Annotated in this window: 20 protein-coding genes and 1 riboswitch; of the genes, 10 read left to right on the forward strand and 10 right to left on the reverse strand. The window is 57.2% G+C overall.

The genetic code is table 11. From position 1 onward, the window contains the following. Positions 1-588 precede the first annotated feature (588 nt). The 3 genes from ACJ77P_RS01685 (at position 589) to ACJ77P_RS01695 (ending at position 3042) form a co-directional block, all read left to right on the forward strand. Positions 589-1152: an acetate uptake transporter gene (locus tag ACJ77P_RS01685; protein ID WP_367360591.1), complete on the forward strand. Its 564-nt coding sequence runs from the start codon at positions 589-591 to the stop codon at positions 1150-1152. Positions 1153-1476: 324 nt separating this feature from the next. After that, positions 1477-2115: a LysE family transporter gene (locus ACJ77P_RS01690; protein ID WP_408998845.1), complete on the forward strand. Its 639-nt coding sequence runs from the start codon at positions 1477-1479 to the stop codon at positions 2113-2115. Between the two features lie 66 nt (positions 2116-2181). Continuing rightward, positions 2182-3042, forward strand: coding sequence for a M48 family metallopeptidase (locus tag ACJ77P_RS01695; protein WP_367360593.1), 861 nt, complete (start codon positions 2182-2184; stop codon positions 3040-3042). Positions 3043-3050: 8 nt separating this feature from the next. On the opposite strand, the gene ACJ77P_RS01700 is transcribed toward ACJ77P_RS01695, so the two are convergent. The 3 genes from ACJ77P_RS01700 to ACJ77P_RS01710 are packed head-to-tail and all read right to left on the reverse strand — an operon-like array spanning position 3051 to position 5229. Further along, positions 3051-3746, reverse strand: coding sequence for an acetate--CoA ligase family protein (locus tag ACJ77P_RS01700; RefSeq protein ID WP_367360594.1), 696 nt, complete (start codon positions 3744-3746; stop codon positions 3051-3053). Positions 3747-3791: 45 nt separating this feature from the next. Further along, entirely contained in the window at positions 3792-4250 is a 459-nt protein-coding gene (locus ACJ77P_RS01705) for a hypothetical protein (RefSeq protein WP_408998846.1), read from the reverse strand. Next, complete coding sequence (locus ACJ77P_RS01710) at positions 4243-5229, reverse strand: CoA-binding protein (RefSeq protein WP_408998847.1); 987 nt, start codon at positions 5227-5229, stop codon at positions 4243-4245. Before ACJ77P_RS01710 ends, ACJ77P_RS01705 begins: the two co-directional genes overlap by 8 nt. Before the next feature lie 371 nt (positions 5230-5600). Between ACJ77P_RS01710 and ACJ77P_RS01715 the strand changes: the two genes are divergently transcribed. The 3 genes from ACJ77P_RS01715 (at position 5601) to ACJ77P_RS01725 (ending at position 8198) form a co-directional block, all read left to right on the forward strand. After that, on the forward strand, positions 5601-6509 hold the full coding sequence (locus ACJ77P_RS01715; RefSeq protein WP_408998848.1) for a radical SAM protein: 909 nt from the start codon (positions 5601-5603) through the stop codon (positions 6507-6509). A 294-nt stretch (positions 6510-6803) separates the two neighbouring features. Continuing rightward, positions 6804-7421 (forward strand): glycine zipper 2TM domain-containing protein, encoded by a 618-nt coding sequence (locus ACJ77P_RS01720; RefSeq protein ID WP_408998849.1) that lies wholly within the window; start codon positions 6804-6806, stop codon positions 7419-7421. A gap of 42 nt (positions 7422-7463) precedes the next feature. Then, entirely contained in the window at positions 7464-8198 is a 735-nt protein-coding gene (locus tag ACJ77P_RS01725; protein ID WP_367360598.1) for a DUF6515 family protein, read from the forward strand. 224 nt (positions 8199-8422) lie between these two features. Here the strand turns inward: ACJ77P_RS01725 and ACJ77P_RS01730 are convergent, their stop codons facing one another. Beyond that, on the reverse strand, positions 8423-9043 hold the full coding sequence (locus ACJ77P_RS01730; RefSeq protein WP_367360599.1) for a DUF47 domain-containing protein: 621 nt from the start codon (positions 9041-9043) through the stop codon (positions 8423-8425). Positions 9044-9515: 472 nt separating this feature from the next. Between ACJ77P_RS01730 and ACJ77P_RS01735 the strand changes: the two genes are divergently transcribed. Further along, positions 9516-12659, forward strand: coding sequence for a PAS domain S-box protein (locus ACJ77P_RS01735; RefSeq protein ID WP_408998850.1), 3144 nt, complete (start codon positions 9516-9518; stop codon positions 12657-12659). On the opposite strand, the gene ACJ77P_RS01740 is transcribed toward ACJ77P_RS01735, so the two are convergent. The 3 genes from ACJ77P_RS01740 to ACJ77P_RS01750 form a co-directional block, all read right to left on the reverse strand. Continuing rightward, on the reverse strand, positions 12656-13579 hold the full coding sequence (locus tag ACJ77P_RS01740) for an MBL fold metallo-hydrolase (RefSeq protein ID WP_367360601.1): 924 nt from the start codon (positions 13577-13579) through the stop codon (positions 12656-12658). The two genes, ACJ77P_RS01735 and ACJ77P_RS01740, sit on opposite strands and share 4 nt — an antisense overlap. Positions 13580-13756: 177 nt before the next feature. After that, positions 13757-16006: a ferrous iron transport protein B gene (gene feoB, locus ACJ77P_RS01745; RefSeq protein ID WP_367360602.1), complete on the reverse strand. Its 2250-nt coding sequence runs from the start codon at positions 16004-16006 to the stop codon at positions 13757-13759. Positions 16007-16106: 100 nt separating this feature from the next. After that, on the reverse strand, positions 16107-16793 hold the full coding sequence (locus ACJ77P_RS01750; RefSeq protein WP_367360603.1) for a M48 family metallopeptidase: 687 nt from the start codon (positions 16791-16793) through the stop codon (positions 16107-16109). Positions 16794-17273: 480 nt separating this feature from the next. Here ACJ77P_RS01750 and ACJ77P_RS01755 point away from each other — a divergent pair, with 480 nt between their 5' ends. Together ACJ77P_RS01755 and ACJ77P_RS01760 are read left to right on the forward strand one after the other, a co-directional pair. Continuing rightward, positions 17274-18506: an ammonium transporter gene (locus ACJ77P_RS01755; RefSeq protein ID WP_367360604.1), complete on the forward strand. Its 1233-nt coding sequence runs from the start codon at positions 17274-17276 to the stop codon at positions 18504-18506. 11 nt (positions 18507-18517) lie between these two features. Beyond that, a complete protein-coding gene (locus ACJ77P_RS01760; RefSeq protein ID WP_367360605.1) occupies positions 18518-18859 on the forward strand; it encodes a P-II family nitrogen regulator in 342 nt (113 codons plus the stop codon). Positions 18860-18979: 120 nt separating this feature from the next. Here the strand turns inward: ACJ77P_RS01760 and ACJ77P_RS01765 are convergent, their stop codons facing one another. Both ACJ77P_RS01765 and ACJ77P_RS01770 read right to left on the reverse strand, forming a co-directional pair. Further along, complete coding sequence (locus tag ACJ77P_RS01765) at positions 18980-20338, reverse strand: sigma-54 dependent transcriptional regulator (protein ID WP_367360606.1); 1359 nt, start codon at positions 20336-20338, stop codon at positions 18980-18982. Then, positions 20335-22134, reverse strand: a complete 1800-nt coding sequence (locus ACJ77P_RS01770; protein WP_367360607.1) for a nitrogen regulation protein NR(II) — start codon at positions 22132-22134, stop codon at positions 20335-20337. Before ACJ77P_RS01770 ends, ACJ77P_RS01765 begins: the two co-directional genes overlap by 4 nt. Before the next feature lie 253 nt (positions 22135-22387). Between ACJ77P_RS01770 and ACJ77P_RS01775 the strand changes: the two genes are divergently transcribed. Continuing rightward, positions 22388-22879: a Spy/CpxP family protein refolding chaperone gene (locus tag ACJ77P_RS01775; RefSeq protein WP_367360608.1), complete on the forward strand. Its 492-nt coding sequence runs from the start codon at positions 22388-22390 to the stop codon at positions 22877-22879. A gap of 187 nt (positions 22880-23066) precedes the next feature. Here the strand turns inward: ACJ77P_RS01775 and ACJ77P_RS01780 are convergent, their stop codons facing one another. Beyond that, complete coding sequence (locus ACJ77P_RS01780; RefSeq protein ID WP_367360609.1) at positions 23067-25001, reverse strand: potassium transporter Kup; 1935 nt, start codon at positions 24999-25001, stop codon at positions 23067-23069. 65 nt (positions 25002-25066) lie between these two features. Continuing rightward, positions 25067-25206: riboswitch (cyclic di-AMP (ydaO/yuaA leader) on the reverse strand. Positions 25207-25231: the final 25 nt, after the last annotated feature.

Raw genomic sequence — 25231 nt, forward strand, 5'->3', positions numbered from 1 at the left:
CATTCCTGACAGCTTTCCCGGCAGAGGGCCAAAACGGGTCAGTCCCCTCCGGATCTTCGTATTTCAAGGAAGCGGATCGTGTTGCGTTCCATGTTTTCTTCAAAGGCATCGCCGCGGTTCAAAAACAAAAGAGCCGCATTTGTATGCAATGCGGCTCTTTTCCAAAAAAAGAAGAGCCGCAGATCCTTTCAGGGGCCTGCGGCTCTCAGTTCCTTATTTTGTTGTTAAAGAAACCGAGCAGCAGTCCCCCTGCGTACGATGACTACGGTTATAATGCCCAGTATCAGAAGAATGTTTTTCAGCATGACACGCGTTCCTTATAAATACTTAAGAAGAAATATGGTTTCCCAATATCAGAAAAAGAAAAATATTGTCAAGGAAATTCTTGAAAAAAGGTTTATTTCCTTATCAAAGGACGCATGTTGATCCCCTACCCAATAAAACGTGACAGAATCCGGAACCATTGCACGGGATCCCGCTATTGCAGAAGCCGATTTTATTTGACATGCTCCGCAACTTTCCCTAAGATTCGCCCAGTTAGCGGGGCGTTTGTGTAACTAACAGAAATTATTGAGGAGGTTTATCATCATGTCGGACAATCTAGCGAATCCTGCACCACTGGGCCTTATGGGCTTTGGAATGACAACCGTTCTTTTGAACCTTCACAACGCCGGGCTCTTCGAGCTGGGTGCGGGCATCCTGGCCATGGGCATCTTTTATGGCGGCATGGCTCAGGTCATTGCCGGGATCATGGAGTTCAAGAAAGGCAACACCTTCGGTACGACGGCGTTTACCTCCTATGGCCTGTTCTGGCTCACCCTGGTTTTCCTCGTTTACTTCAACGGTCAGTTCGGAATTCCGAAAAACAGCGAAGCGTTCATGACGGCCTATCTGTTCATGTGGGGGGTGTTTACCTTTTTCATGTGGTTCGGCACCTGGAAGTCCACCCGCGTTCTGCAGGCCGTTTTTCTGACCTTGACCATCCTGTTCTGGATGCTGGCTGCCCGGGACGGTTTCGGATGGAAAGGCACCTGGGCGGTCATGACGGGGTGGGAAGGGGTCCTGTGCGGTTCCCTGGCGATTTACTGCGCCATGGGGCAGGTGCTCAACGAAAGCTTCGGCCGCACCGTGCTTCCCCTCGGGGCGAAGTAGGTTCTGCGAAAAACGAGCCGCCCCGGCGCTTCCAGGCCGCCACATCCGGAACGGAGTTCTTCTGATGCTCCATCCTGCCGGCTTGGCTGCTGCCGATGGGCACGTCATCTTTACCCGAAGTCGTCGCTTTTTTCGTCATCGGGAACTTTTATCGACAAGTCAGCGGCAACGCTCCCGGGGCCCTGCCGGGAGCGTTGCTTTTTAAAACGATTTCCTTCATAATCCTACCTGGAAAAACAAGATTTCAAAGGCCCGGCTTTCTTTACAAGGCTGCTTGAATGCGTTGAATTCCACATGTCATTAAAAGAGCAAGGAACGTGACCTGTGCTGGCCCTGATGACCATTTTTTTTTCATCCTTTGTGATTGCCCTTTCCGGAGCCATGATGCCCGGCCCGATGCTGACGGCCACAATCAGCGAAAGCGCGCGCCGGGGATTCTGGACGGGTCCCTTGATTGTTGCCGGCCACGGAATTCTGGAACTGGCGCTGCTCGCCGCCCTGATGATCGGCCTGGCGCCTCTTCTCCTCAAAGAAGGGGTCTTTACCGGGATTGCCCTTTCCGGATCCGTGATTCTTCTCTGGATGGCCTGTGGAATGTTTCGGTCGTTGCCTTCCCTGAGCCTGTCCTGGCAGGATTCGGGAGGGAAGAAGCAGGGGCGCCTGATGGTGTACGGGGTTCTGTTGAGCCTCGCCAATCCGTACTGGTATATCTGGTGGGCCACGATTGGCCTGGGATACATCGCCCAGTGCCGAATGTCGGGGATCGTGGGGATTGCCTTTTTCTTTTCCGGTCACATCCTTGGGGATCTTGCGTTTTACGCCCTTGTTTCGGGGACCGTGGCCAAGGGCCGCTCCTTCCTCAGTGATCGGCTCTATCGGAATGTGCTGGGCGGCTGCGCCGTTTTCCTGGTTGCTTTCGCCTTTTATTTCGCCTTTTTGGGCCTGAGGAATATCCTGTCCTGAGGCACTGGCAGTAAGGCCGGCCCTGGAAGCCGGTCATAACATGTTGGTTAACGTGGAGGTTACGGCATGGACACGAACATTTCTTGGAACAGCAGGAAACGGTTACCTACTCCCCTCAAAATCTTTTCGTGGAGGGGGATTGCAGGCCTGATCCTCATCCTTTTCCTTTTGTCCTGCGCGGAGGTCCCCCTCACCGGGCGCAGCAGCCTGAGCCTTGTTCCCGATTCCCAGGTGGTGACCATGAGCTATCAGCAATATGCCGATGTTCTGAAAAAATCAAAGCTGTCCAACGATGCGGCAAAAGTGCAGATGGTTCGGAGGGTCGGTGCGAGGATCGCCAGCGCCGCGGAATCCTTTCTGAGAGAATCCGGTAACGGAGGGGATATCGCCCTGTACAAATGGGAGTTCAATCTGATCGAAGACGACAAGACGGTGAACGCCTGGTGCATGCCCGGTGGGAAAATAGCCGTTTATACGGGGATCCTGCCCATCACGCGGGATGAAACAGGCCTGGCCGTCGTGGTGGGTCACGAGGTTGCCCATGCCATCGCCAAACACGGAAACGAACGGATGAGCCAGGGACTGCTCGTTCAGCTCGGGGGCATAGGGTTGTCCGCCGCCCTGTCCACTCAGGCGGCGGCAACGCAGGAGCTTTTTCTTCAGCTTTACGGAGTAGGCTCAAACGTCGGATACATCCTGCCCTACAGCCGTCTGCAGGAAAACGAGGCAGACCGGATCGGCCTGGTGCTCATGGCCAAGGCCGGCTACGATCCCAGGGCGGCCGTAACGCTCTGGCAGCGGATGAATGCTCAGGGCGGGGGGCGTTCGGTTGAATTTCTGTCCACACATCCGGCTCCGACAAACCGGATCGCCAACATTCAGGCCCTTATTCCCGAGGCGATGCGCTATTATCGGAAACCCCAGTAACCGAGTCCTTAAGCGCTCAAAATCATCCTGGCGTCCACGACGACGCACCCATCGGGATAGGCCAGCACAGGATTGAAATCCAGTTCGGCAAGTTCCGGAACCCTGCACATCAGGTTGCCCGCATTCACAATGAGTCGAGCCAGGGTTCCCAGATCGCAGGGCGGGGCGCCGCGGACGCCTGCCAGAAGTTCGCTGGCCTTCGTATCCCTGATCTGCCGCAGAGCCTCTTCCTCATCGAAGGGCGCCATCCGGAAAGAAACGTCCTTGAAGACCTCGATGAGAATCCCCCCTGATCCGAACATGATCATCGGGCCGAAGACGTCATCCCTGAGACCTCCAACGGCCACTTCCACCCCCCTGGGCATGGCCTTCTGAACGAGGACGCCGTCAACGGCCACATGGCCGGCTTTTTCTCGAACATTGGCCAGGAGCCGGTCGTATGCCTTTCGAAGATCGGCGGGAGAGGTGATGCCGACAAGGACTCCCCCGAAATCGGACTTGTGGACGACTTCAGGGGAGACGATCTTCAGAACAAGGGGGAACCCCAGATCTTCGCCGGCCTGCCTCGCCTCTTCCCAATTTCCGGCAAGACGGGCAGGGGCGAAGGGAATGCCGAATTCCCCGCACAGCCCATAGGCTTCATGTTCAGGCAAAAGCTTCCTTCCCGCTTTCAGAGCCCTCTGAACAACTTCGTGGCAGCCCATTTCTCCCTCCTCTGCCGGAATGGCCTCACGCTTCAGAACAGCCGCTTAGTGTTCATCAAACCGTGATTTGTACCGGCTGTAACGGACCATATTGATCATCACTTTTGCCGCAATGTCCGGGTACTCGATGGTGGGCATTCCGGCTTCCTCCATCCGGTTCCTCAACCGGGGAACGGAAGAGCCGAAGCCGATGACGGAGAGAAGGGGTTTCCTTTCTTCCGGGGCGAAGGATTCATAGGCGGCGATGATGTTTTCCGCCAGGGCATCTTCATCCATGAAAAGAGGAGGCGTGGTAAGATAGATCACACCGGAAACGGCCGGATCCCCCAGAACAATTTTCAATACCTCGCGATGCTGCGCTTCCGTAAAGGAGGGGGTTGTGTCGATGAACCCCTCCGGCTTGCCGATATTGGCTGCCGGGATCAGAATGGTCCGCAGCTCGGATTTTGTTTTCTCCGAAAGTCTGGCCAACCGGACAGCTCCGGAAGAGACCAGTTCATCCACGCACAGGGTTCCCGGCCCCCCCCAGAACGGTCAAGACACAGATCGAATTTCCTCTGGGTAACGGCATTTTGGCAAAAGCGGCGGCAGTATAATAAAACTCGATGACGCTTTCGGCCAGGACGACACCCGCCTGCCGGAAGACCCCCTGATACATTTCAAATCTGCCGGCCAGAGAACCGGTATGACTCGCCGCGGCCACGGAGCCGATTCCGGTTTTTCCCGCCTTCAAGGCGACGATCGGCTTTTTCCTGGACACGTGAGCCGCCGTTTCGACGAGGGCGCGCCCCTGCCTTGTCCCCTCGAGGTAAAGGGCGATTACCGACGTACGGTCGTCATCGGCGAGGTAGCCAAGGAGCTCGACGACATTCACGTCCGACATGTTGCCCAGGGACACGAATTTGCTCAGCCCCACAAGCCTTCCAGGCTCCGCCCACTTCAGGTAGGAGACCGCAAAGGCCCCGCTCTGGGTGATGATCGAAAGACCGCCCCTTCGATAGGCGCCGATATCGAAATTTGTATTGACCCCGGAATAGGTGTCCATCACTCCCAGGCAGTTCGGTCCCACCACCCGGATCCCTCTGGGAACGAGGACGTCCAGCAGGGCTTTCTCGCGGGACCGGCCCTGGTCCGTTCCCAACTCGCTGAAGCCTGCGGAAACGACCACGGCAGCGGAAATGTCGCCTTTCCCGTCTTTCCGCCGCGCAATGGCCCGGGCCGCCTCGACACAATCATCGGCAGGCAGAACCATCACCACGAGATCGATCCGGCCGGTAATCTTCTCCAGGCTCCTGTAACACTGAAAGCCCAGGATGGATTCAGATGCGGCATTGACAGGGTAAACGTTTCCTGTGAAGCCCGCAGCCCTCAAGTTTTCAACGATTGAATGGCCGGGCTTTCCCTTTTTAGCGGAGGCTCCCATGATCGCAACCCCCCTGCCGTTGAACAAACCATCCAGGGATTTCCTGGCCGTCGTTTCCATTTCCTTCTCCCGGTTCCTTGAATGTCCTTCTCTTTTTGGAGCCTGCCCGTTTCGGGGACGTTCCCGGCTCAAACCCCGGGCTTTCGAATGTGATCCCTTTCGTTCGGCGGGGAAGCCCCTTTACCTTTTTAAAGGTATATGAAACAGGGGGAAGATAAGTCAAGGAGGATCTTGGGCCGTTACGGCATGGAGTTTCGTGCCCCCTGGGGGATTGCGGGATACGCCGTTGAAGAAGTCCCTCCTTGGGCTCTGGTCTGATTCCGAAAAATGGTATAGGATATCACTGGAATTCAGGGGAAATTTCCTTTGTCTAGGCGGCTTTTACCCATTGAGATCGGGTTGTCTGACCCGGTAAAGCGGAGGGCTCGTTTATGAACCGGCCATCATACCTCTTTCTGTACCGCGAAGGAATATTGCAGGAACGAATTGAGCAGGCCATGGCGCTGATTTCTCCCTCCTGCCGGCTCTGCCCGCGCAACTGCGGCGTGGACCGGCTGGCGGGAAAAGCAGGAATCTGCAGAACCGGCGACCAAGCCGTCGTTGCCAGTTACTCTCCCCATTTCGGGGAGGAGGCCCCGCTCGTGGGAACCTGCGGTTCCGGAACGGTTTTTTTCAGTTCCTGCAGCCTCCTGTGCTCGTTCTGCCAGAACTATGAGATCAGTCACTGTCTTGCCGGCAAGGCCGTTGAGCCCGGTGAGCTGGCGGCCATGATGATCGCCTTGAAGAAAATGAAATGTCACAATATCAATCTTGTGACTCCGACCCACGTGGTTCCGCAGATTCTGCAGGCGTTGGTTCCGGCCATCGAGCAGGGGCTGGACATACCTCTGGTTTACAACTGCGGCGGTTATGAAAGCGTGGAAACCCTGAAACTGCTGGAGGGGATTGTCGACATCTATCTGCCGGACTTCAAATTCTGGGATAACGCCTGGGCGCGGCGCTTCTGCCATGTTTCGGATTACCGGGAACAGGCGGCAAAGGCGCTCAAGGAGATGCACCGCCAGGTGGGTGACCTACGGTGCGACGAAGCCGGGCTTGCCGTGCGGGGGCTTCTCGTGCGTCATCTGGTCATGCCGGACGATATCGCCGGTTCCCGTGACGTCATGAATTTTCTGTCCCGGGAGATCTCTCCTTCCACCTGTGTCAACGTCATGGGACAGTACCGCCCCTGTGGACTTTCCCACAGGGATGAGCGGATCAACCGGCGCATTACGGCGGCGGAACTGGCCGATGCCGTCAAGGCGGCGTTGTCTGCCGGCCTTTGCCTCCTGGATGAATGAATGAGCTTTTCCGGGGCAGCCCTGGGGACCGGCTACTTTCTTCCCAGGTGGATAGTCCGGATGGATACTTATTATTCACTGTGCCCCGGGGCTTTCCCGGGTGAACGTCTGCAACGAGCTCATATCGCGCGGTTCTTTTTTATGGGGATGTTCCGGACCCTTCGGCACACTCCCTGCTGAAGAAAAGGTCATGAATGAGGTTTCAAGGACATCGTGGTCAAAGAACATATCCCGCACGGAGGCCGTTGTCCTCTCCGGTCCGCGGGAGCTTTCGGGGAATGAAAGGCAGAAAACGTGTTGGTATCCGGCAAAGGAAAAAAGGGAAGGCAACGGCTCAAAAAGGGGATGTCATGGTTTTGTTTCGGAATTTTGCTTTTCCTGACCGCTGCGGGGCTGACGTCCTGCTATTGCGGACCCTCTGCCGCGGTCGTGCCGTCCCCTGCCGGTGACGGCGATCATGCCAGTCTGCCTCTGAACCAGCTGTACTTTTACCCGAACAAGGGGCAAACGGTTGAAAAGCAGTCTCGCGACCATTACGAATGCTACAACTGGGCGGTGAAGATGACGGGATTTGACCCGGGGAAATCGGCCATTCCCAGGAATCAGCGCGTCAGCGTGGTGCCGATGCCGACGCCGGGATGGGATACCGTCACGATGTCCATTGCCGGTGCGGTGCTGGGTGCGCTGATCGGCGGCCCTTATCATGCCGGGGAGGGCGCGCTGATCGGCGCAGCAGGGGGAGCCGTGGTCGGGGCTGCTTCCGACGTGGCAAGGCAGGAATCGGCGCGGCGGATCGAGGAATCCTATAATGCGCAGACCCGCACCCGGGATGCCCAGCTTGCAGGGCAGGCGGGCCGTTTCCGAAGGGCGATGTCCGCCTGCATGGAAGGCCGGGGTTACACGGTGCGTTGACAGAGCAAGCCCCCCGGGAAATGTTCAGGGAGGTGGAGAGTCATGATGAATTTATTCCAAAAAAAAGGATCCGCAGCCAGGGGGTGGATGTCGGTTCTTCTGACGGGGATTGTGCTGCTTTGCTGGTCAACGGCGGCAGAGTCTGCGGATCGAGGAGTGCGGCACGGTTCCGGCGGCAAGTCGTACAGAAATGCCCCCGCTTCCGCCCAGCGGGCCGTTCCAGGCGGCAGCCACTCCCGTGAGTATCGGGATACGCGCTATCATCACAACCGCAGCTATCCCGTCCACGGCCAATCCTATCGAAAAGCGCCCCGGCACTCCCATCATGTGCATCATGGCGGGCGTCACTATTACTATTCAAGGGGTGTCTGGTACCGCCCCTACGGCGCCTATTTTTCCGTCGTAATTCCCCCTCCGGGCCTGTATGTTTCTTTCCTCCCGCCTTATTACACCACGGTATGGGCGGGCGGGGTTCCCTATTATTACGCCAACGAAGTCTATTACACCCACCGGGGGGCCGGCTATGTCGTCGTTCCGCCGCCGAAGGATGAGGCCAGCCAGGTGCCGCCGCCGGCGGATGATTTGTTCATCTATCCCCGCCTGAATCAGAGCGAGCAGCAGCAGGCGGATGACCGGTATGAATGCCATCAGTGGGCTGTCGAGCAGACGGGTTTCGATCCGACGCAGCCGCCCGAAGCGCAGACGAAGGGGACGCAAGCGGACTATCTGCGGGCGATGTCTGCCTGCCTCGACGGTCGCGGGTACACCGTGAAATAATCCGCAAATAAGATCCTCATCAGCGTTCCCATGTGCTGCCGGGATCATTTCGTCTCAAGGTCGATGGAGTGTCAGGCGGATGATGTCCGCGGACTTCTCTTTTTCGATTTGAAGATCGCACCGGGATGAGGGGCAGGTCTGTGCCATCGACCCCACAGATCCGCCAAAGCACAGAGATTCCGGTTTCCCGGTTGTTCGAATGGGAAAAGCGTCACGCAGACCCGTCAAGCATTTTTCAGGACGATCCCCTCGACGATATTGGACACATCCTCGCAGACATCGGTGGCTTCTTCGATCCGTTCAAAAATTTCCTTCCATTTGATCAGCTCGACCACGTCCTTCTCCTGTTCAAAGAGCCGGGAAACCGCCCGTCTCAACACGATGTCCCCTTCGTTTTCCGCCGTATTGATTTCCACGCAGGCAGCAAGGATCATCGGGGCATTCTTCCTGTCCCGCAGGGCATAGACCACCTCTTTCACCTTGGTTATGGCCTTGTTGAGAATCCGGGCCAGCTCCTTGAGCTCTTGCGCCGGTTCCTTGATCCTGTAAAGGGGCATCCGGATGGCACAGGCCTCGATAATATCCATGACCGTGTCCATATTGTTCAGGAGCGCGTGGATGTCCTCCCGGTCAAAGGGGGTGAGAAAGGTCCGATGCATTTTCTCGTAGGTTTTGTGCGTGATGACATCGGCCTCGTGCTCGATTTCCTTGATCCGGGCGATCCTGGGTTCCGCCTGGTCGTAATGTTCCAGCATATCCATGAACACAAGGCCGCCCTCTTCGATCTTAGCCGCCAGCTCTTCGAAGAGATCGAAAAATTTTTCTTCCCTGGGAATAAATCTCATCTGACGCCGTCTCCTTGCCTGGTTGTGAACATATTCCCGCTGCTTCACGGAATGTCTCAAGGCGGCTCGTTCCGCCCTCGGAGTTGCCGCGCCGTTTTTCCGGCTCTCTTGGAAAATCCGAAAACCCGGCAGTGTCATTCATAGCATCCTGCCGCCGGGATGTCTAGAGAAAGGGGCGCATGGCAGGAACAAACAGATGCGGGAATGAACCATGGCGGATATCTGAAGGCGGGAATGGACTTCATTTGATTGTCCGGCAGCGCAAAGATGATCAGGAATGATAGTTGCTTGCCTGTTATTGTTAATGAAATAAAATAGTTCAATCCATGTTTTCTGTCGGGTAACGCGAGGCCGAACGCCTCATTTGACATGCAAAGAGGAATCAGTAGCCCCATAAAAAGTTGTCGTAACCCCAGCCATGATTTCTTTTCCCCTCCCCGTCTTTCCCTTCGTCATGGCATAGGAGCTCAGGATGTACGATTCAGCAAAAACCATTGAAGACCTGTTTGAAGAGAATGATCGCCTGAAGCAGAGGATTAAAGAACTGGAACGATCGGAATCCGACCACTGTCTGGCGGAAAGGGCGCTGAGGAACAGCGCGGAACGTTTCCGGTCGCTCGTTGAGGCGACGAGCGACTGGATCTGGGAGACGGATTACCGGGGTATCTACACCTATGCAAGCCCCAAGGTCAAAGATATCCTGGGATATGAACCCCTGGAGGTCCTGGGCAGGGCTGTGACGGATCTGATGCCTCCCGGCGAGGCGGAGCGCGTGGCTGAAATCCTGGCTGAACACCTTGAAAGGCCAAAACCCTTTCAAAGGCTGGAAAATATCAACCTCCATAAGGATGGCCGGATCGTTGTTATCGAAACGAGCGGCATACCCATTATCAATGAATGGGGGCATCTGGAAGGGTATCGGGGCATCGACCGGGATATCACCAGGCGCAGGAAGGCGGAAGAGGGTCTCCGTGCGACGTTCAAGGCGGTTCCTATAGGCCTGTCCATCATGAAGGACCGCATTTTCCGCAGTGTCAACCAGGCCTGGTGCGATATCACCGGATATTCGGAGCCTGAAATCATCGGGCACTCAACGCGGATCTTGTACGAGGATGACGCGGAGTATGAGCGGGTGGGCAGGGAGCTGTACCCGGAAGTCTCCGAGCAGGGCATCGCTTCCGTCCAGACAACACATCGGCGGAAGGACGGGGGCATTCGCGATATGGTCTTGACTGCTGCACGTCTTCAATCGAAAGGACCTTCGCTGGAGACAGTGGTTGTCCTCGAGGATATAACCGACCGCAACCGGAAAGAGCAGGACCTGAGAGAGTCGCAGCAGTTTCTCCGCACGATTTTTGACAATACCCACGACGCGATCGTTGTCCATGATGCCGAAGGACGGATCCTGGACTGCAATCAGAAGATGCTGGAAATTCATGATATCAGCAGAGAGGAGGCGCTCGAATCATCCTTTCTCGACTGTTTTCCCGCAGAGGATTCTCCTGGCGAGCTTCAGAAGGAGCTGTGGGACAGGGTGATGAAGGGGGAATCGTTCCAGTTCGAACAGAGGGCGAGGCGACTCAGCGATGGCTCCACCTTTGAGGCCGAAGTTGCCGTCAAGCGGCTTGTGCTGGCCAATCGTCCCCTGATTCTGGCCAATGTCCGGGACATCACCCAGCGTAAAGCCGCCGAGGCGGCCCTGCGGGAAAGGGAAGAGACCTTCCGCGCCCTGGTGGAAAACTGCGGGGATGGAATCGTACGCTTCGACCGGAATCATCGCTACCTCTATGTCAACCGGTTCGTGATCGAGCATAGCGGATTTCCCCTGTCACCGGGTGAGTTTATCGGCAAGACCTTTGAAGATGTCGGGTTTTCCCGGGAAATATGCGACGAAGGCCATGAGATCGTTGAACGGGGCTTTGTATCTGGAGAAATTATCCGCCATCAATTCCAGCAACCGGACGGGCTGTGGCTCGATGTGATTCAAATTCCGGAAAAGGACGATTCCGGGGAGGTCAAGGCCGTCATCAGCTCTGCGCGCGATATTACGGAACGTAAGCAGAACGAAGCCCTCTGGAGAGTTCTGTTCCAGGCCGCTCCCCTGGCCATATGCGCCGTCGGTGAGGACAGGGTCATCATGAGGGTCAACGATTATTGCCTCAGGACATTCGGTTATCTGCCGGAAGAAATGGTGGGGCGCACGGCCCGCTTCCTCTACTTCAGCGACGAAGATTACCGGGCGGCGGGAGAGGCTCTGTATTCAACGCAGTACGCCATGAAAGAGCTTCGGATGAGACGAAAGGATGGGGCGTCCATCTGGGCGCTGGTGGGCCGATCCTATCTGGATGGAACGAGCGACTCCGGCGGATCAATTATCGTCTTTCAGGATATCACATCCCGCAAGGCGCTTGAAGAGCAGCTTCGCCAGGCACAGAAGATGGAGGCCATCGGTCAGCTCGCCGGCGGGGTGGCCCATGACTTTAACAACATCCTGCAGGCCATCCTCGGCTATACCAACATGGTTCTGATGTCACTGGGAACAGAGGACAGGCATTACAGAAAATTGAAAGAGGTTGAAAAAGCCGGGGAGAAAGCGGCCGCGTTGACCCGCCAGCTGCTTGCCTTCAGCAGGCGTCAGGTCCTTCAGCTGGGTCCGCTGGATTTGAATGCGGTCATTGACAATCTCATGAAGATGCTCCGCCGCCTCATCGGCGAAAATATCGAGTTGGACATCCTTCCCGGCTCTGCATTGTGGAAGGTGAACGCCGACCGGGGGCAGATGGAGCAGGTGCTCATCAACCTCTGTGTCAATGCCCGGGATGCCATGCCCGACGGAGGGCGCCTGTCCATCGAGACTCAGAACGCCTGGCTTGATGACGGCGTTTGCGCCCGGCATGACGGGGCAAAACCGGGGCGGTACGTGCAGATGAGCATAACGGATTCAGGCTGCGGAATGGACCCGGAAACGAAAAGCAAAATCTTCGAACCCTTTTATACCACGAAGGGAAAATTGCAGGGCACAGGCCTTGGCTTGGCCACCGTCTACGGGATCATCCGGCAGCATGAAGGGATCGTCCAGGTCGACAGCGAACCCGGGGAAGGCGCCCGATTCAAGATCTGCCTTCCGGTTATCGAAAGTTCCGAGCAAGAGCTTTTCGAGGAGGAAACAGTCCTGCCTCCGGGGGGCCATGAGACGATCCTCATGGCGGAAGACGATGCCCCTCTCCGCTTCCTCACCGAGGAGATACTGAAGATGGCTGGATACAGGGTCCTTGCGGCCGTCGATGGCGAAGATGCCCTGCGCATCTACCGGGGCCACGCGCAAGAGATCGATCTACTGCTGCTGGATGTCATCATGCCCAGGAAGGGCGGACGCTGCGTCTATGATGAGATCCGCGCCGTCCATCCCGGCATCCGGTGCCTCTTTATGAGCGGATACAGTGAAGATGCCCTGCACACCAACTTTATTCTCACTTCCGGACTCAAACTGATCCAGAAGCCGTTTAAACCCCCGGACTTGCTGAAGATGCTGCGCCGGGAGCTGGATGGCTCCCGAAGCGAGGCGAGTCCGGAAGACCGGCGGGTTCCAGGGGTGTCACAGCGTGCTTCCGCCTAAAGCTCGAAGGAAAGATTCGGATCGGCCTTCTGTGACCTGTTGATCATGAGTTTGCTCAAGTCATACATGATCTTGAACGGCTGGATATCGGTAATGCTGTCGACAAACCTCGCCTTGTCCAGGGCGATCCGTTCCGCCGTCTCTCCATTGGCAAGTCGATCCAGAAGTTCCCGATGGTATTTTTCTGTGGCAGCCATGGCATACTGCAGATACTCTCTGACCTTTCCGTATACGACGCAGTTGTGGCTCAGAACGGCCCGATTGGCCGGCAGGGCTGCAAGCTTGCGGATGCTGTTCACATAATCTTCCAGGGATACAAAATAATTCGGCCAGAACGCATCCTTTTCCGGGACATAAAATCCGGTGCAGTCTCCAACAACCAGGGTGCCCTCCGACCGTTCAAAAAGGCAGATGTGGCATGGCGAATGCCCCGGCGTTTCGTAAACCTCCCAGACGACCCCCTTGCCGAGGTCGATCCTGTCCCCTTCCTTCACGCTGGAATCAAGCTCAAAGTGGTAGTCGTTCAGTGAAGGCGGCAGGTCGTCTATCTCATCCTTGGCCTTCATGAGCTGGGCGATGGCCGTGTCAGCCAGGAGATAATCAAAGAACAATTCCTTTTTCTTGAAAATCTTATCGGCCACCTTGCTGCCGATCAGCTTGATGTGCGGCCATATGCGCTTGAAATGGGGAATGCCGCCTATGTGATCGGCGTGGGTGTGGGTCAGGATGATATACTTGATTCTTTCAGGGCTGATTCCCAGGGTTCTTATCTGTTCAACGATGATCGGGAACGTAGGGCCTGTCCCCCCTTCGATTAACATCCCGATGTCTCCCATGGACAGGAAAGCAGGGAAAGCCGGAGTTCCCAGCTGATAAAAATTTGCGGTTAAAGAAATAGGCGGATGCTTGATCGAGCTCATTCTGAGTTTCCCTCCATTTTTAATGGAGTACTAAGCATATATTTACGGAAAAAACAATTCACGATTGCATTACCCGTCACAAATGACTTCTCTTCCATAAGGAAGGACCGGCACAACGGTCATTCGGTCCTTCCCTGTCGCGTGTCCTATAACGTCGGGCGGATTTCAGGGGCGCCTTTACAAACCGAGCCAGAAAGCGATTCGATAGGCGGCCATGCCCCCCAGATAGGAGATGACCAGGGTCAGAGTCAGGGACAGCACAAACCACTTCCGATCTCTCATCTCCTGCTTCATCACCGCCACGGTCGCCGCACAGGGGACAAAGAGCATCAGAACAACCAGGAAGGAGAGCCCCGATGCGGCACTGATCACCGACGGCAGCAGGCGGACAAGTCCTTCGTCTCCCACTCCGTACAGGACTCCCAGCGTGGCGACGGCGTTTTCTTTTGCCACGATGCTGGTCAGCAGGGCCGTCACCATTTTCCAGTCCAGGCCAAGGGGAACCCCAAACGGCTCCAGGAGCATTCCTCCCCGCGCCAGGAAGCTGTCTTCCAGCCGACCCTCGGGAAGGTAGGACAGCAGCCAGATCACGACAGAGACGAGGACAATCACCGTTCCCGCCTTTTTCACAAAGGCGAGGGAACGGCTCCAGACCACCATGCCGATGGTTCGGGGATTGGGCTTATGGTAGAGGGGAAGTTCCATGATGAAAGGGGTCTGCTCGTCCTTGAGAAAAAGCGCTGAAGCCGCCATTCCGACGACGCCCAGGACGAGGATGTTCAAGGTCAGCAGGGACCAGGAAACGAGGGTTGCCTTATGGCCGAAAAGCGCGGCCGTCATGAAGGTCAGAACGGCCAGGCGCGCCGTGCAGGGAACAAAGGGAATCAGCAGAAGCGTGAGAAGCCGGGCTTTCCTGGATTCCAGAATCCTGGCCCCCATGATTGCCGGTACATTGCAGCCGAAACCCAGGCACAGGGGCATGAAGCTCTTGCCGTGAAGCCCGATGAGATGCATGAAGCGGTCCATCACGAAGGCTGCCCGCGCCATGTAGCCGACGTCTTCAAGCAATGCCAGGACCGCAAAGAAGATGACCAGGATGGGGAGGAAGGTCAGGACCGATCCTGCTCCCCCGATCACCCCGTCAAGAACGAGTCCCTTCAGCCACAGCGGAGCAGAGACAAAAAGAGGCTCCAGGGAACGGCCCAGCAGGATGACCGCCTCCTCCAGAAGCTTCTGCAGGGGGAATCCGACGGTGTAGGTCAGAAGAAAGATGAGTCCGAAGACGCCAAGAAGAATCGGTATTCCCCAGATTGGACGGGTCAGGACATGATCGATCCGGTCGGTGAGCAGCACTTCTTCCATTCGTTTCCGGGAGACCGCCTGGTCCGTGATCGTCTTGATCCAGCTGTAGCGGCCGTTGACCACGGCGCGCAGGGCGTCTTCGTGTTCGATGAGGAGGGCGTTGATCCGCTCCCGGACAAAGGCCGGCACGCGGTCTTCCACTCTCCTGGAAATTTCTCCGTCTCCCTCCATCAGCTTGATGGAAACCCATTCCGGGGGGTAGGCGTCCGGGGTGGCATGTTCGCGGATCAGGTTCAGCAGCTCATGGTAGACGTCCTCGTGATCCGATGACACTCCGGGAAGAACGGGCTGATAGGACTCATTGCCGTCGGCCGTTGCAAGGATCTGGGCGACCAGGTCGTTGATCCCGGTATTTTTTGTGGCAATCATGGGAACGACGGGAATGCCCAGGGATTTGCGGAGCTTTGCCATGTTGATGCTGATTCCCGAGGATTCGGCCACGTCGATCATGTTCACCGCAGCGACCACGGGAGGTCCCAGGAGAAGCAGTTCCGAGAGAAGATAGAGACTTCGTTCCAGGGATGAGGCGTTGATCAGCAGGGCGATGACATCGGGGCGGTTTTGAAGGATGAAATCCCTGGCAACGCGCTCTTCCTCTGAAAAGGCCGTAAGGCTGTATGTGCCGGGGAGATCGACGATGTGCATCTCCGTATTGTCGGCGATGTAGACGCCTTCCTTCTTCTCCACCGTTTTGCCGGGCCAGTTGCCCACATGCTGGGAAAGGCCGGTCAGGATATTGAAGATCGTCGATTTCCCGACGTTGGGTTGACCGGCGAGGGCCACCAGGATGCGGCGCTGTTCCGAGGCGGGTGGGGGTTCTTCCCTGCTGGTGACGCTTCGGACCACGCCGATATGGCCGACCTCGAACCATCCCAGGGCGATGCGGGCGTCGGACGCCTCGACAATGAACCGGCCGCCGGCGCTCTGCAGGACCCGGATTCGGGCATTCTGGCTGATTCCCATGCTGGCCAGCCGACTGATCAGTCTTCTTCCCCCCCTGACGGAGCGGACAATCCCTTCTTCCCCCTCCTTCAGGAGGGACAGAGGAATCAACTCTTCATCCACACGACGTCTCCTTGAGTAATCTGCAAATATTCAGCGCTGAAGATCAGCGTGTCTTCCATGTTTCTGTCATCTTGCTACCATCTTTGATCTGGAATTGGAATCACAGATTCAGGAAGGAGCCATTTTTGCGCAGCCAGAGTTTCCGATCCCGGTAATCGGGAATCACCAGGGCGACCCGCTTCCAGAATGCCGGGGAATGATTCTTTTCCGCGAGATGCTGAAGCTCATGGACAATGACATAATCGATAACGGAGCAGGGCGCCATGATCAGCCGCCAGTTGAAGGCCAGCCGGTCCGCCGCTGAGCAGGACCCCCAGAAGCTCCTTGCCGCTGTAATTCGAAAACTCCGGGGAAAGAGCTCCAGGCGCCGGCTGAATTCCTCCAGTCGCTCCCCGATGTGTCTCCGGGCCTGCTCTCCGTACCAGGCGGTAAAAATCTCCCGGCCCCTTGCCGGATCGCTCCGTCCGAGAACGAAATGCCTGGAATCGAAGAAAAGCCGGCCTTCCAAAGCGGAATCTGCCGGTTCGATCCGAAGGGGATAGGCCGTTCCCATAAAGAGGAAGGTTTCCCCTTCCCGAAAGGCCCGAGGGCTCCTTTCCTCCGGCAGCCTGTCCCTCTTTCGGAGGCGATCCCTCAGCCAGTCCAGTTTGTTCAAAAAAAACTTCTCGATTTCATCCTGAGGGGTGAACAAGGGGGCCCGGATGACGATCCGGCCATCCCTTGCCACTTGGAGGCAGAGCGTCTTCCGCCTTTTTCCGCTCCTTAAAAGCGTATAGCTCAAGTCCATTGAATCTCCTGTGCGACATCGACTCTCCCCTTACAGCCCACGCTTTCATTCCATGTTTTATCCCGCAGCGCAAGGGGAAATCCTGCGGCGGAGCTGCCTTTGCCCGGCAGGCCGTGAAAGGCGATACAAGGAGTCCGGGGGTGTCGGAATCCGGCTTTGATCCTTGAAGATGGAGGAGCGGGACCGGTGTTTCCGCCAGGGGAAATCCCCCTGTCTGGACAGGCCGTTGTTCAATTATGGTCTGAAGCAGTGCCGCGAAGGAACAATATTGTTCCAATTAAGTATCCGAGCCGAGGGCTGGTAAGTATTTGTTTTGTTATATCAATAAGATAAAATGATTTTTTCCCCTGGCACTCCCTTTGCTCTGTTCCTTTCCAAGGCGTCAAGCTTGCGGAACCGCTTGTCGCCGGCCGATAAAGAAACCGGTTTTCAGATCTGCGGCACTTTGAAACGATTGAAATTCTAGAGGAGGAACTCATCATGAATGCAGGAGATACCGCCTGGGTCCTCATGTCCACGGTACTGGTTTTTGTTATGACGCCCGGCCTGGCCTTTTTCTATGGCGGGCTGGTGCGGCGGAAGAATGTTCTCTCCATTCTTATGCAGTGCTTTATCATCATGTGCGCCATCAGTCTGCAGTGGGTCCTTTATGGATATTCCCTGGCCTTTGGTCCCGATACGGGCTGGGGAATCATCGGCGGTCTGGACTGGGCGGGTCTGAAGGGGGTCGGGGGCGCTCCCAACGGGGATTATGCCGCCACCATTCCCCATCTCGTTTTTATGATCTTCCAGGCGATGTTCGCCATCATCACGCCGGCCTTGATTATCGGCGCCTTTGCGGAACGGGTGAAATTTTCCTCCTTTCTCGTACTGACGATCCTCTGGGCCACCCTGGTCTATGATCCCCTGGCCCACTGGGTCTGGAGTACGGGCGGCTGGATGAGAAGACTGGGCGCCCTTGATTTTGCGGGGGGAATCGTCGTTCATGTGAGTTCCGGCATATCCGCCCTGGTCATGGCGCTGCTGCTTGGAAAGCGGATCGGCTATGCCAGCGAACCCTTCCGGCCTCACAATCTGCCTTTCACGGTCCTGGGCGGCGCGCTGCTCTGGTTCGGCTGGTTCGGGTTCAATGCGGGAAGCGCCCTTGCCGCCAATGAGCTGGCGGCAAATGCCTTCGTAACGACCAATACGGCAACGGCTGCGGCGGGTTTTGCCTGGGCCCTGATCGAATGGAGGATTCACGGCGCGCCCACCGTCCTCGGCACTGTGACGGGTGCGGTGGCGGGCCTGGTGGCCATCACCCCCGCCTGCGGCTTTGTTTCCCCCTTGAGCTCCATCGTCATCGGGGCGGCCGCCAGCGCGATCTGCTACATGGCCATTGCCGTCGTCAAGGCCAAACTGGGTTATGACGATTCCCTCGATGCCTTCGGCGTGCACGGGGTCGGCGGAGCCTGGGGCACGATCGCCACGGGACTCTTGGCGGAGAAGGCGGTCAATTCCGCCGGTGCGGACGGCCTCTTTTTCGGCGGCCTCCATCAATTTCTCGTCCAGCTCGCGCTTGTGGGGGTTACCGTTCTTTACGCCGCTGTCGTCACCTTTGTTCTCTTCAAGGTCATCGACGCCCTGCTGGGCATGAAAGTGGACAAGAAGAGTGAAATCCTGGGGCTCGATCTGAGTCAGCAGTGCGAATCGGCCTACACGGTCGTAGAGTGAGGAGAAAAACCATGAAACTGATTGTGGCCATTATCCAGCCCCACAAGCTGGAGGAAGTGAAAGGTGCCCTGGAAGCCGTGAACGTGAACCTCATGACCGTTTCCAATGTTCTTGGTCAGGGGCGCCAGAAAGGATATACGGAGGTGTACCGGGGAATGCGCGAGGCCGGCGGCCTGCTGCGGAAGGTGAGGCTGGACATCGCCGTCAACGAGGATTTTGTGGAAAAGACCATTCAGGCCATCGTTAAAGGCGCCCACACCGGAGAGACCGGCGACGGGAAGATCTTTGTCCTGGACCTGCAGGAGTGCGTCCGGATCGGCACCGGGGAGCGGGGATCCGCAGCCATCGGTTAAAAAATTCATGGATGCCGCGGATTTTTCATCTCTTGCATCCGATTACATCAGGGGGCCCCGAATCCGCCGGTCTCTGCGGCGATTCGGGGCCATTTTTGTTCTAGAGGGGCGGCTCCACTTTTACATCATACCGTATTTTTTCAGCTTCTGGTGAAGGGTCCGCCGGGTGATTCCCAGCCGCCGTGACGCCTCGCTCTTGTTCCCGCCGGTTTCGTCCAGGGTTTTCAGAATGGTTGCCTTCTCAACGCTTTCAAGGGAGGACTTCCCGACTGCGGCCCCGTGTTGCTCTTCGCCGGGGTCGTTTTCCATGAGAACGGGAGAGAGGTCAGGCTCGTCGAGATAGTCCGACCGGGAAAGAACTACCCCGCGTTCAACGGTATTCATCAGTTCCCGCACATTGCCGGGCCAGGGGTAGCGGAGCATCCGGTCCAGGGCGCGAGGGGTGAATCCCTTGATCTCCTTGCGGTTTTTCTTGGCGAATTCCTTCAGAAAATGGACGGCCAAAAGGGGGATGTCCTCTTTGCGCTCGCGCAGGGGCGGAACCTGGAGGGTCACCACATTGAGCCGGTAGTAGAGGTCTTCCCGGAAGCGTCCGGCGGCGATTTCCCGGACAAGGTCCCGGTTGGTGGCGGTAATAACCCGCACGTCGATGGGGATGACCTCCTCACCGCCGACCCGGGTGATTTCCCGTTCCTGGAGGACCCGAAGCAGCTTCACCTGCATGGACAGGGACATCTCGCTCACCTCGTCGAGCAGGATGGTCCCGCTGTTGGCCTGGCGGAACTTTCCCTCCCTGCGGCGGTCAGCTCCGGTAAAGGAGCCCTTTTCATGGCCGAAGAGCTCTGATTCCAGCAGCGTTTCCGTAATGGCCGCGCAATTGATCTTGATGAAGGGCCCCTCCTTCCGCAGGCTGTTGTAATGGATGGCGGCTGCGATAATCTCCTTTCCGGTCCCTGATTCGCCGGTGATGAGAACCGTCGCCTCAGACGGGGCCACCTGGGCCGCCAGGTCGAGGAGCCTGGTCATGGCCTCGCTGCGACCGATGACATTGCGCCGGTCAAAGCGGAGTCCCAGGCGTTCCTTCAGGAGAAGATTTTCCTCCTTCAGGTGCGTGTGCTCCAGCCCCCGTTCCATAACAAGCCTCAGCTCGTCGAAGTCCAGGGGCTTGGTCAGGTAATCGTAGGCCCCCTTCTTGAGAGCTTCCACGGCGGTCTCCACCGAGGCATAGGCGGTCATGAGGATGATGGGGATGGCCGGATTGCGCCTGTGGATTTCCTCGAGGGCCTCGATTCCCGAAACCCGCACCATCCGGATATCCATGAGAACCAGGTCTACCGGGTGCCGATGGACGGCTTCAATGGCCGTCGCCCCGTCATCGGCTTCGGAAACGGCATATCCCCAGCCGGAGATCAGGGTCCTGAGCATGGTCCGGTGGGCAAAATCATCATCAACCACTAGAATTTCAATCTTCTTTTTCATGAAGACAACTCCATTTCGATAGGTTCGGACGAAGCCTCTCGGCGGGGAAGAAGGACGGAAAATACCGTTCCCCTTCCGGGTTCACTGGAGACAAGGATCTCTCCGCCGTGAGCCTCGACGATTCGCTGGGCAATGGGCAATCCAAGGCCGGTTCCGGAAGGGCGGGTCGTGAAATACGGATCAAAGATCCGCCCCAGTTCCTCTTTGCCGATTCCCGTTCCCGTGTCGGAAACGTCCACCCGGACGGTTCGATCGCCAGACTGGACGACCCTGAGGGAAAGCGTTCCGCCCTTTTCCATGGCGTTGAGGGCATTGAGGGTCAGATTGAGAAAGACCTGGGTCATACGGTCGCTGTCCAGAAGAAGATCGGGCACCGTGCGGCCGAAATCGGCTTCAAGGGACACCCCTTTCTCCCGGGCCTGGACTTCTATCATTTTCAGGGCATGCCGGAGAATCGGTTCGATGGCCGCCTCCTTCCGGTTCAGGGTCAGGGGGCGGGAAAATTCCAGAAGCTGGCCGATCACCCGGTTCAGCCGCTCCACCTCCTGGATCATAATGTCCGTCACCTGGAGATCCTCGGGATTGTCCCGGTAGCGCTCCCGCAGGTAAGTGGCAAATCCCTTGATGGAGCTCAGGGGGTTCCGGATTTCATGGGCCACGCCGGAAGCCAGGCTGCCGATGGCCGCCAGCCGACGGTTGTGCTCCAATTCCCTCTTGAGGTGCTGTACCTCCGTCAGATCCCGGAAGAGGATGGCATATCCGAAAAAATTCCCTTCGTCATCCTGAAGCCTTGTGGCGATGACGGACAGGGGGATCGTCCGTTCCCTGTTCACTGGGCATTCCGCTTCCCTTTCCAGGATCTGCTGAGCCTTGCCGAGGCCTTCGGTCGTTTCTGTAATGATATCAGGCAGGGCCTCCTCGGCTGTTCGCCCCAAAACATCCCCGGCCGGCAGCCCGAAAAGGGCTTCCGCCGTCTCGTTGAAGGCGATGATCCTTTTCCCGGGGTCCATGGCCACAAGCCCGATGGGCATGTGATTCACCAGGCTGTCGGAGAAAGCCCTGGCCCGGGAAAGGGAGCCGCGCACCGAACGGTAGCCCTGTGCCAGGAGCAGGGAAACCATTCCGGCAAAGCCGATGAGAAGGAGCGATACGCCGGTTATAACGGCATTCCGGGTGTCCTGTCCCTGGGCTGCCAGGACGGGGCCCATGTCCAGCCCGACAAAGATTACATAGCCCCGGGGCTGGCCGGCATTTTCCGGGGCTCTGTCGTCAGCGCCCCTGCTGTCCGGAAGATCCGCCCGCTCCTGGAATCCCGGAAAAGGGCTTCCCGGGGAAGAAAGGCCCCGGTACACCTCAAAGGTATGGGTGCCCTGATCATCGGCGATCCGGCGCCAGGCTGCCGAAGTGCGTCGGGCGGCCGCCCTGAGATCCAGGTTCCAACCGTATATCTCTCCCACCATGGAAGGATCGCTGTCCGCCACGATGACCCCCTGCGTATCGGCGATGATGAGATAATCCACCCCCGGCTGGCGGGCCGTTTCGATCAGCAGCTTCTGAAGCTGGACGCTGCCCCACTCGAGGCCGGCCCCCGCTCGGGCGCCCGCCTCGAAGGAGCGTATCAGGGCCTCTCCCTTTTCAATCAGCAGGCGGGTGGTGAGTTCGTTCTCCCGGTGGATATTCCCCAGGGTGATGAAGGCGAAGATCGGAATCAAAACCAGGAGCGCCCCCAGGATGATCCACGGCGGGATCATCACCCAGAAATTCCTTAAAGAAGATCCGCTGCGAACCTTTTTCATGAGATTGTCCATCCATCGCACTCTGCTTTTTCGGGGCTGTTGATGCCCCGATGTCCTAACTGGATACACACTGTTCAGCTGGATACCACAATTGGATACTTTTTACCCATATTTTCTCTCCTTCATCGAAAGAGAAAAATTCATTTTCTTAATAATCCTTTAATATCAACAATATAGGCGTTTCTTTCTGTCCTGGCACAACTGTTGCCATTAAGGAGAGTAACGAAAACACATTTAGAAAGGAGAAATGACCATGAAGAAATTATTGACGGTGATGGCCGTGTTGGTTCTTGCGGTTGCGGTTGCTGTGCCATCTTTTGCTTACAGGGGATGGCGGGGCCATGGAGACGGTCCTTGCGCAGATGTCACCAAAGTTCCGGGACTCAACCTGACGGTGGAACAGAAGGCCAAGCTGACGGACATGCAGGCCGCGCACTTGAAGGACATCAAGCCCCTCCGGGATCAGCTCTACAGCAAGAAGGGCGATTTGAGGCTCCTCTGGCTGGAAAAGAACCTGGATCAGGCCAAAATCACAGCCCTGGACAAGGAAATCCGGGCCATCAGGGATCAGATCCATGACAAGAGGACGAGCTATCAGTGGGCCGTCTATCAGCTGCTGACTCCGGAACAGCGGGGCCAACTTGGGAACCTGGGTCGCAGAGGACCCTGCTTCGCCCCCGAACAGGGTCCGAGAATGGGTCCCGGAATGGGCTACGGTAACGGTCCCGGCATGATGGGCCGTTAGGCGGGCCGGAACAGGCAAAAAAGCAAGCAGGCAGTCCACAGGGGCTGTTTTCGGGGGGGGCCGTCAGCGCCCTCCCCATAACCATGCGGGATCCTCCGGCAATGCGAATCGCCGCCGGGAGATCCCGCATTTTTATGACGGATGGGCGTTCGATTCCTCTCAAGGCAACCCACGGGTTTCCTGGGGGTTATATTTCCACCTGAGCGCCCAGTTCCACCACGCGGTTGACCGGCAGGTTGAAGTAGGAGGCAGGGGTTCCGGCGTTTCGGGACATGAAGGCAAAGAGCGATTTGCGCCAGAGCATCATTTTCGCCGTCCCGGTGGTGAGGAGCGATTCTCTGCCGAGATAGAAGGTCGTCGTCATGGGATCCGTCGCCAGCCCCTGGGCTGCGGCGATTTTCAGAAGTTTCGGCACATCGGGCTCCTGCATGAATCCGCAGACGGCCTCCAGGCGGTAAAATCCCTGGCCCAGATCTTCAACGGCGACGCGTTCCCGATCCGGAACCATGGGAACGCCTGTGGAACGGATGCTGAGGAGCACCACCTGCCCGTGCAGCATGTGGTTGTGCTTCACATGGTGCAGAAGGGTGGGCGGTATGCCCGCTGGAGAGATCGTCATGAAAATCGCCGTGCCCGGGACCCGGGGAAGCTTGTGCTTCGCAACCTCTTCAAGAAAAATGTCCACCGGCAGTCTTTCCCCCTGAAGCTTATGGTTCAACTCCTCCCTTCCTCTGCGCCAGGTGGTCATCACGGTCGTTATGATCAGCGCCGCCAGAAGGGTGAACCACCCCCCGTCGACAATTTTCAGAAAATTGGCCCCCAGATAGGAAAGATCGAAGACAAGAAAGGTGGCCACCAGGGGAATGGCCTTCCAGAGGGGCCATTTCCGGTTGTAGACCAGGACCAGGAAGAACAGGAACGAGGAGATCGTCATCGTGCCGGTCACGGAAAGGCCATAGGCCCCTGCCAGTCCGCTGGATGCGCCGAAACCGAGAACGACGCCGATGCAGCTGATCATGAGCGCATAGTTGACGAAGGGGATGTAGATCTGCCCCTCCATCTCGCTGGAGGTGTGAACGATCCTGATGCGGGGAAGAAATCCCAGCTGTATGCCCTGCTGGGTGATGGAAAAGACCCCGGAAATCAGGGCCTGCGAAGCGATCACGGCGGCAACCGTCGCCAGGCCGACCATCGGATAGAGCAGGGGTTCGGGAACGACGCCGTAAAAGGGGTTGACTTTCATTTCCGGGTGATGAAGAAGGAGCGCTCCCTGGCCGAAGTAGTTGAGCAGCAGGGCCGGGTAGGCGATGGCGAGCCAGGAGAAGCGGATGGCGCTGCGTCCGAAATGGCCCAGGTCCGCGTAAAGGGCCTCTCCACCGGTAAAGCAGAGGACCACGGAGCCGAGCACAAGAAATCCATGGAAATGATTCTGTAAAAAAAAGTTGAAGGCAAAAATCGGGTTCACCGCGGAAAGCACCCGGGGCTCGTGAAGAATCTGCACGAAGCCCAGGCAACTCAAGGCGGCAAACCACAGAAGCATGATCGGACCGAAAACGATACCGATGTCCGCCGTGCCCCGGCGCTGCACGAGAAAGAGCCCGAGGAGGATTGCGCAGGTCAGGGGAACCACCATCGGTTTTGCCGCCTCGGTCGCCACCTCGAGGCCCTCGATTGCGGAAAGGACGGAGATGGCCGGGGTGATGATCCCCTCGCCGCAGAGAAGCCCCGCTCCCAGAATGCCCGCCAGCATCACGAGGGCATGTTGCCCGGATGAAATATTGCTCGACGGTCTGGGGATCAGGCCGAGGAGGGCAAAAATCCCGCCTTCTCCCCGGTTATCCGCCCTCATGATGAAAACCACGTACTTGATGCTGATGACCATGGTCATCGACCAGAAGATCAGGGAAAGCGTTCCCATGAGATTGGTGTGGGAAAGGCTGATCGCGTGCGTCCCATAGAAGCACTCCCGGACGGTGTAAAGCGGGCTGGTTCCCAGGTCGCCGAAGACAACGCCCAGGGCGCCGAGGGCGAGGAGAAGAAATTTCCCCTTCTGGTGGTTTTGGGAATTGATGTTCGAATTCTGTGAGGCCTGCGGTTGGCCTTCGTCAGGTTGATTTTCCAAAGATTGGGCACCCCCCTTAAATTCAACAGGAACTTGGAGGAGCAGATCCCGATGAATGATGGGGAAGGTCTCCTCAACGACGCCTGCGGGGTTAGCTGACGGGCTCGGGCCGAAGAGGATGCCCTACACCTTATGTGTGGTGATACGCCCCGGAAAAAATGGGTCCCCCGCTCCTCAACATCTGAGAATTAAGCGGCACTTCATAAATCACTATAAACGCTTATTGTCAA

The organism is Syntrophus buswellii (assembly GCF_046097065.1).
GTDB lineage: Bacteria > Desulfobacterota > Syntrophia > Syntrophales > Syntrophaceae > Syntrophus > Syntrophus buswellii.

What these genes read in the sequence shown, in the direction of transcription:
- ACJ77P_RS01685 (WP_367360591.1), top strand. Translation starts at nt 589, where the DNA reads ATGTCGGACAATCTAGCGAATCCTGCACCACTGGGCCTTATGGGCTTT.
- ACJ77P_RS01695 (WP_367360593.1), top strand. Translation starts at nt 2,182, where the DNA reads ATGGACACGAACATTTCTTGGAACAGCAGGAAACGGTTACCTACTCCC.
- ACJ77P_RS01700 (WP_367360594.1), bottom strand. Translation starts at nt 3,746, where the DNA reads ATGGGCTGCCACGAAGTTGTTCAGAGGGCTCTGAAAGCGGGAAGGAAG.
- ACJ77P_RS01710 (WP_408998847.1), bottom strand. Translation starts at nt 5,229, where the DNA reads ATGGAAACGACGGCCAGGAAATCCCTGGATGGTTTGTTCAACGGCAGG.
- ACJ77P_RS01715 (WP_408998848.1), top strand. Translation starts at nt 5,601, where the DNA reads ATGAACCGGCCATCATACCTCTTTCTGTACCGCGAAGGAATATTGCAG.
- ACJ77P_RS01725 (WP_367360598.1), top strand. Translation starts at nt 7,464, where the DNA reads ATGATGAATTTATTCCAAAAAAAAGGATCCGCAGCCAGGGGGTGGATG.
- ACJ77P_RS01730 (WP_367360599.1), bottom strand. Translation starts at nt 9,043, where the DNA reads ATGAGATTTATTCCCAGGGAAGAAAAATTTTTCGATCTCTTCGAAGAG.
- ACJ77P_RS01735 (WP_408998850.1), top strand. Translation starts at nt 9,516, where the DNA reads ATGTACGATTCAGCAAAAACCATTGAAGACCTGTTTGAAGAGAATGAT.
- ACJ77P_RS01740 (WP_367360601.1), bottom strand. Translation starts at nt 13,579, where the DNA reads ATGAGCTCGATCAAGCATCCGCCTATTTCTTTAACCGCAAATTTTTAT.
- ACJ77P_RS01750 (WP_367360603.1), bottom strand. Translation starts at nt 16,793, where the DNA reads ATGGACTTGAGCTATACGCTTTTAAGGAGCGGAAAAAGGCGGAAGACG.
- ACJ77P_RS01755 (WP_367360604.1), top strand. Translation starts at nt 17,274, where the DNA reads ATGAATGCAGGAGATACCGCCTGGGTCCTCATGTCCACGGTACTGGTT.
- ACJ77P_RS01760 (WP_367360605.1), top strand. Translation starts at nt 18,518, where the DNA reads ATGAAACTGATTGTGGCCATTATCCAGCCCCACAAGCTGGAGGAAGTG.
- ACJ77P_RS01765 (WP_367360606.1), bottom strand. Translation starts at nt 20,338, where the DNA reads ATGAAAAAGAAGATTGAAATTCTAGTGGTTGATGATGATTTTGCCCAC.
- ACJ77P_RS01770 (WP_367360607.1), bottom strand. Translation starts at nt 22,134, where the DNA reads ATGAAAAAGGTTCGCAGCGGATCTTCTTTAAGGAATTTCTGGGTGATG.
- ACJ77P_RS01775 (WP_367360608.1), top strand. Translation starts at nt 22,388, where the DNA reads ATGAAGAAATTATTGACGGTGATGGCCGTGTTGGTTCTTGCGGTTGCG.